This is a genomic window from Methylobacterium sp. WL116, assembly GCF_008039455.1.
Classification (GTDB): Bacteria; Pseudomonadota; Alphaproteobacteria; order Rhizobiales; family Beijerinckiaceae; genus Methylobacterium.
In genome coordinates, this window is the sequence record NZ_VRUV01000463.1 from 1 (window position 1) to 3,622 (window position 3,622).

The 3,622-nt window shown below is 70.8% G+C and carries 4 protein-coding genes; 2 read left to right on the forward strand and 2 right to left on the reverse strand.

What is annotated here, in order from left to right; translation table 11 throughout:
• A partial coding sequence (locus FV223_RS22760; protein WP_147729121.1) for a methyltransferase domain-containing protein occupies positions 1 to 695 on the forward strand: 695 nt, incomplete at its 5' end.
• 175 nt (positions 696 to 870) lie between these two features.
• On the opposite strand, the gene FV223_RS22765 is transcribed toward FV223_RS22760, so the two are convergent.
• The gene (locus FV223_RS22765; protein ID WP_246687902.1) at positions 871 to 1,587 is read right to left on the reverse strand and encodes a glutathione S-transferase C-terminal domain-containing protein; all 717 of its coding nucleotides are present in this window, start codon (positions 1,585 to 1,587) and stop codon (positions 871 to 873) included.
• Positions 1,588 to 1,682: 95 nt separating this feature from the next.
• Between FV223_RS22765 and FV223_RS22770 the strand changes: the two genes are divergently transcribed.
• The gene (locus FV223_RS22770) at positions 1,683 to 2,258 is read left to right on the forward strand and encodes a TetR/AcrR family transcriptional regulator (protein ID WP_147729122.1); all 576 of its coding nucleotides are present in this window, start codon (positions 1,683 to 1,685) and stop codon (positions 2,256 to 2,258) included.
• A gap of 90 nt (positions 2,259 to 2,348) precedes the next feature.
• Here FV223_RS22770 and FV223_RS22775 read toward each other — a convergent pair whose 3' ends face one another.
• A complete protein-coding gene (locus FV223_RS22775) occupies positions 2,349 to 3,452 on the reverse strand; it encodes an aromatic ring-hydroxylating dioxygenase subunit alpha (protein WP_147729123.1) in 1,104 nt (367 codons plus the stop codon).
• Positions 3,453 to 3,622 lie beyond the last annotated feature (170 nt).

A 3,622-nucleotide genomic window follows, 5' to 3' on the forward strand; every position in this document is an offset into this window, starting at 1 on the left:
GCGCGCAGGCGGCGGAACCCCTGGGACCGCCCGGCGCCCCGGCTGCCGCCTTCCCGAAGCCGGACCGGCCGGTGGCCGAGATCGTCGCGGCGCAATGGGCCTTCGAGGCGCAGCGCGACAAGGCCGACGAGTTCGGGCAGGTCGCCCGCCTGATGGGCTTCAAGCCGGGCGAGACGGTGGCCGACATCGGCGCCGGCAGCGGCTACTACGTCACGCGGCTGAGCCCGCTGGTCGGGCCGCAGGGCCGGGTGCTCGCCGAGGACGTGACGCCGCGCTACCTCGCCGACCTCGAAGCCCGGCTGCGCAAGGCCGACCTGTCCAACGTCACGGTGGTGCGCGGCGAGCCGCACGACCCGCGCCTCGCGCCCGGATCGGTCGACGCGGCGATCCTGGTGCACATGTACCACGAGATCACCCAGCCCTACGGCCTGCTCCACAACCTCGCCGCCGCGATGAGGCCCGGCAGCCGGGTCGGGATCGTGGACGCCGACGACATCCCCTCGCGCCACGGCACGCCGCCCAAGCTCCTGCGCTGCGAGCTGTCCGCCGCGGGTTTTCGCGAGACGGGCTTTTCGGTGCTCGACGGCGGGGTGGGCTACCTCGCGGTGTTCGAGGCGCCGGCCCCCGACCGGCGGCCCGATCCGAAGACGATCACGCCTTGCAGGGACGAGGCGACGCGGGGGAAGGCGCGATAGGGGTCGAGGCCCGGTTTCGCGACCGCCCTCCTCCGATCCATGTCGGGCATGCGGACGGGCGCCGGCACTGGTCGGAAGGCGGCGTCTGCAGGCCGCCGTCCAATGCAAGCCGGCGTCCAAGGGCGGCACGGGGCGGCTCGCGGTGGGGCGATGACCGGAACCGACCGCCGGACGCTCAGGCGCGTTCGTCGATCTCCGGGACGCCGCTGCTCCGGTCGGCGTAGGCGGCGATGAAGGTCGGCCGGGTCTGCCAGCGCCGCCAGAAGGCATCGAGATGCTCGAAGCGCTCATCGAGGGGCGTCGCGTTGACCGGAAACTTGGAGAACGCGATCGCCGTCGCCAGCGTGATGTCCGAGAAGGTCGGCTGATCGCCACCCAGGAGCCACGCGCGGCCGTCGGCGAGATGCCGGTCGACCAGGCCGGCATGCGCCAGCGCCACCTTGCGCGAATGCTCGCCCCAGGCCGGGTTGCTGGTCAGCTCGAGCTTCGGGCCCAGGCCCTGGTGCAGGACGTGGAACGCGGTGACGATGGGGTAGAGGATGTGCACCCACACCCGGCTGTCCCACATCTGGTCGAGGCCGCGCTCGAGCGCCGTTTCGCCCATGATCTTGCGGCCTTCGAACGCCTCGTCGAGGTAGCGGGCGATGGCGGAGGTCTCGCTGAGAAAGGACCCGTCCGCGAGCGCGAGGGTCGGCGTCTCGCCCCAGGCGTTCATCTTCAGGTGCTTCCATCCCCGTTGCTCGCCGACGGGCGACATGTCGTAGACCGTCTCGTCGAAGCGGTCGGCGATGCCCTTCTCGTGCATGAAGATCCGCAGGCGCTGCGGGTTCGGGAAGGCCGAGGGGGAGGTGAAGAGCCTGAGCTTGTCGGACATCGTCGTCTCGCTTTCCATCACGTTCGCCTGTCTGTCAGATGACAGGCAGCACGCTACGTTCCGGCGCTTGTCTCGTCAACCCCTGTCTGCCATATGACAGATGGAGGTTGGGCATGGCAGCGACGTCGAAGGAGAACGTGCGGGAGGCGATCCTGGCGGCCGCCCGGGAGGCGGCGATGGCCTACGGCTACGGCGGTCTCAATTTCCGCGACCTCGCCGAGACCGTCGGCATCAAGGCCGCGAGCATCAACTACTACTTCGCCAACAAGGCCCTCCTCGGCGAGGCGGTCGCGCGCCGCTATTGGGAGGACATCGCCCGCGACCTCGAGGACGTGTCGGCGCATGCCTCGAGCCCGACGGAGGCGCTGAGACGGTACCCCGGCATCTTTCGCCTGTCGCTGGCGCGCGACAACCGCATGTGCCTCAGCAGCTTCATGGCGACGGAATACGATGCGTTGCCCGAGCCGGTCCTGAAGGAGGTTCAGGCTTTCGCCGACGTCAACACGGCGTGGCTGCGTCGGCAGCTCGTCGCCGCCGAGCTGGTCGCGCCGAACGAGGGCGAGGCGAGAGCGCGTGCCGTCTACGCGGCGGTCGCCGGCGCACAGATCGTCGCGCGAAGCCGCGCGGACATAACGCTGTTCGATTCCCTGATCCAGAGTTATCGGGAAGCGGGGCTGCTGCCGAACTGATCGGAGCTGAACGGCAAGATCGCGCTGTCCGAACCGACGTTCCCGCGCGGGATCGCGACCGAGACGCGCATCGGGTCGCCCCGATGCCTCTCACGAGCGCCAGCGCAGCTCCCGCGACTCCAGCGGGTTCGCGAACGGGCGCCCGGCGCGCGCGGCCTCCAGCGCCTCGCGCTTCAGGCGAAAGTACCATTGCGAGGGCAGGTCGCCCTGGCCGAACAGCACCATGGTCGGCTTGCGGTCGAGGCCCAGTTGCGCGTGCTGGAGCACCTGCTGGTCCTGGGTCAGGAACTGGCGCATCAGCGGGCGGGCGACGGGCTTGAGCAGGTTGAGGCCGGGGACGCTCCAGTAGAGGGCGTTGGTGAGCATCGTGCGGTTGGCGGTCAGCGGCGTCGCGAAGGTGTAGTTCGCCAGGCGCTTGGCGCCCGCCGTGATCCGCTCCAGGCGCACGCCGGGAAGGCGGAACTCGATCTCGACGTCGGGCACCCCGCCGAGCAGGCGGTAGACCGGCGAGCTCGTCGTCGTCGCGTGGCTCGACATGACGAAGCCGTGCGGCACCGGCCGAAACGTCTTCTTCTTCTCGCGCAGCGCCTTGGACGGCCGGAACCACCACGAATCGTGAACGAAGGCGACGTGGCCGGGATCGACGAGGCTCAAGGTCGTCAGGTCGAACGAGGCCTCGACCACGAGTTCGACCACGAGCGAGCCGACCGGGTGGAAGTCGAGCGCCGGCAGGGCGGGCGTCTCGCCCGGCGTCCCGAGATGCGGGTTGACCCAGACGAAGCCGGCGCTCTCGATCACGGGGAAGCGCTGCACCACGATCTTCGAGAAGTCGGCCGTGTCGTGCTCGGAGAGGGTCGGCACGTCGCGGCAGCGGCCTTCGGTGGAGAAGCGCCAGCCGTGGAACGGGCAGACCAGCTCGGCGCCGTCGAAGCCGCCCTTGGACAGCGCCATGCCGCGGTGCGGGCAGCGGTCGCGCAGCGCGAACGGGGCGCCGTCCGCATCGCGCCCGATCACGATCTGCTCGCCGTTTAGCTCGACCGCGCGGAGCGCCTTGCCGGTCAGGCCCGAGGCTTGGCCGACGCAGTACCACGCATCCGGCAGCGGCCGGCGCATCGCATCGGGGTCGAGGGCCTCGTCGGCGGCCGGGTCGCGTGCGGGACCGCTCGCGTGGAGAGCGATCGGGGAGGCGGACATGGGGTCTCGCAACGGTTCGGGAACGTCCTCATACGCCGCCCCGCCGGATGGGGAAAGCGAGGCCGCCGTTCCAACCCCGCCGCGCGACGGTGTGACCCCGCGGAACGCGTGCCACGAGCGCGATGGCCCGTCATGCCCCCGCCCGCACGCCCGCCGCGCCGGCGTCGCGC

Excerpts from the sequence above, each read along its gene's own strand:
- FV223_RS22765 (WP_246687902.1), bottom strand. The coding sequence starts at position 1,587 with ATGGAAAGCGAGACGACGATGTCCGACAAGCTCAGGCTCTTCACCTCC.
- FV223_RS22770 (WP_147729122.1), top strand. The coding sequence starts at position 1,683 with ATGGCAGCGACGTCGAAGGAGAACGTGCGGGAGGCGATCCTGGCGGCC.
- FV223_RS22775 (WP_147729123.1), bottom strand. The coding sequence starts at position 3,452 with ATGTCCGCCTCCCCGATCGCTCTCCACGCGAGCGGTCCCGCACGCGAC.